Below are 1,713 nucleotides of genomic sequence, written 5' to 3' on the forward strand. Positions count from 1 at the left end.
ATAATTTTAGCAAAGATTGCCTTAGGAAATAGCAAAATCGAAAAATTTAATTTCTATGAATTTTATGATTTTCATCGAGCTGGAAAAAGATAAGGAACAGGTGGAAGAACGCTGCTATATTTCAGGCAGCGTTTTTTCAATCGCAACCATCGTGAAAAAAAAATTCTCCATATAGTCTAACCCGAAATATCATAGGGAGTTATCACGGAGGCATTTTTTTCATCAAAATAAAATCAAGAAGAGGAAAAGTTAAAAGAGAGCAGAATATTATTGAAGGTGGGCAGGTTATGTAACTCATTATATTTGAAACTTTTTCCTGCTGTTTCCGTAAATACTAAAGTCAAATCAAAATTGAAAGAGGTGAAATAAATGAGCAAAACGAAGAAGGTTATGGTTGGGATATCAGCAACCGCACTAATGATGGGACTTGTAGGATGCAACAACAATCAGCAAGTCGCCCCAGACCGGGAATGGGAGCCTGATGATTCAGCATCTGATGATCAAGACTGGAGCACGGATGACAGCCAGGATATACCGCCTGTACCAGAGGGAACTAACTGTTCTGACTGGGAGTGGGACGAAGGGGATGGTGTATGGGAATGCGATGATTCAAGATCACCGTATTTTGGACATTACTTTTTTGGCGGAATGTTCTTTGCTAACCGTTCCTTGCTATATAAAAGCAATGACTACAAGAATTATAAAAATAGTTCAACCTTCAAGGGTGCAAGACTTGACAGCAAATATAAAAATACTTCGCCAAGTGGAAGCTCTGGATTCGGAAGCGGATCACGAAGTACGACTGGCGGTTAAAAGGAGAGGCTTAACATGAATCTTTATTTAAATTTTGCAGCATATTTAGGCTTAGGATTGCTTTTATTATCAGCCGGGGTAGGCTTGTTCGTGCTTGCCACTCCAAAAATCAAGGAATTTGCGTTAATCGGCCAGAGAAATGTTACTGCAGCGTTATAACTCGGCGGGAAAATGCTAGGACTTGCAATAGTATTAGGTGCAGCAGCGGAGTATTCTATTTCCCTGATGGATATGGCAATCTGGGGCTCCATTGGGATTTTCACTCAAATCATTGTCTTTTTCGTTGCTGAATTAGTGACCGTCCGGTACAGTCTTCAAAAAGCGATTGAGGAAGATAACCGTTCTGTAGGTGTCATCCTGTTCTCTTTATCTCTTGCGGTAGGCTGGATTGTAGCAAAAAGCCTCTCTTACTAGAAAGTAGGATGAAAAACCATGAAAAAACTGACTTATTTTATCCATGATGGAAATGGCCACTATGACCCATTTTACGAATATTCCATATCGAATGTCGGGATTGATGAACTATATGCCCGACAGCTTTGCACTTATTTAATTATAAAAGGCAGTCAGTATGAGCTCATTTCCAATGAAATGGATGGAGATGAGGACATACTTGTCCTGGAGGAAAGAGGAAGGAATAATCCTGTCGTAGATGAAAAAGCGTACCGCGGGCATGGGATTCATGTGGAGTTCAGGTTGTACAAGGAAAGTGAAAATTATCGGCTGCTAACCGCCGTACCATGCAAAACACATCTCGATGTAATCAGATATCTCCTCAAAGATGTTACAGATGTTCCTGGTTATGGACAAATGGCGGTTACATCTACCGAAATCGATGAGGATCGGGGTGTATATGTGCTTTATATAAAAGACCTCAACGATATTAGCGTGGAATAGGAG

4 protein-coding genes are annotated in these 1,713 nt (G+C 40.3%); all 4 read left to right on the forward strand.

All coding sequences use genetic code 11. The annotated features are described in order from the left end of the window. The first annotated feature begins 369 nt into the window (after positions 1-369). Genes WB217_RS07505 through WB217_RS07520 form a run of 4 tightly spaced genes read left to right on the forward strand, consistent with a single transcriptional unit; the run spans position 370 to position 1,710 of the window. Complete coding sequence (locus WB217_RS07505; RefSeq protein WP_423992108.1) at positions 370-813, forward strand: aminotransferase yhxA; 444 nt, start codon at positions 370-372, stop codon at positions 811-813. 15 nt (positions 814-828) lie between these two features. Then, positions 829-972 (forward strand): hypothetical protein, encoded by a 144-nt coding sequence (locus WB217_RS07510; protein WP_423992110.1) that lies wholly within the window; start codon positions 829-831, stop codon positions 970-972. Between the two features lie 12 nt (positions 973-984). Beyond that, complete coding sequence (locus WB217_RS07515) at positions 985-1,227, forward strand: DUF350 domain-containing protein (protein WP_423992112.1); 243 nt, start codon at positions 985-987, stop codon at positions 1,225-1,227. An 18-nt stretch (positions 1,228-1,245) separates the two neighbouring features. Continuing rightward, positions 1,246-1,710, forward strand: coding sequence for an RNA helicase (locus WB217_RS07520; protein WP_423992114.1), 465 nt, complete (start codon positions 1,246-1,248; stop codon positions 1,708-1,710). Positions 1,711-1,713: the final 3 nt, after the last annotated feature.

Origin of the sequence: Mesobacillus sp., from assembly GCF_049588175.1 — a bacterium.
Lineage (GTDB): Bacteria > Bacillota > Bacilli > Bacillales > Cytobacillaceae > Mesobacillus.

Excerpts from the sequence above, each read along its gene's own strand:
- WB217_RS07505 (WP_423992108.1), top strand. The coding sequence starts at position 370 with ATGAGCAAAACGAAGAAGGTTATGGTTGGGATATCAGCAACCGCACTA.
- WB217_RS07510 (WP_423992110.1), top strand. The coding sequence starts at position 829 with ATGAATCTTTATTTAAATTTTGCAGCATATTTAGGCTTAGGATTGCTT.
- WB217_RS07515 (WP_423992112.1), top strand. The coding sequence starts at position 985 with ATGCTAGGACTTGCAATAGTATTAGGTGCAGCAGCGGAGTATTCTATT.
- WB217_RS07520 (WP_423992114.1), top strand. The coding sequence starts at position 1,246 with ATGAAAAAACTGACTTATTTTATCCATGATGGAAATGGCCACTATGAC.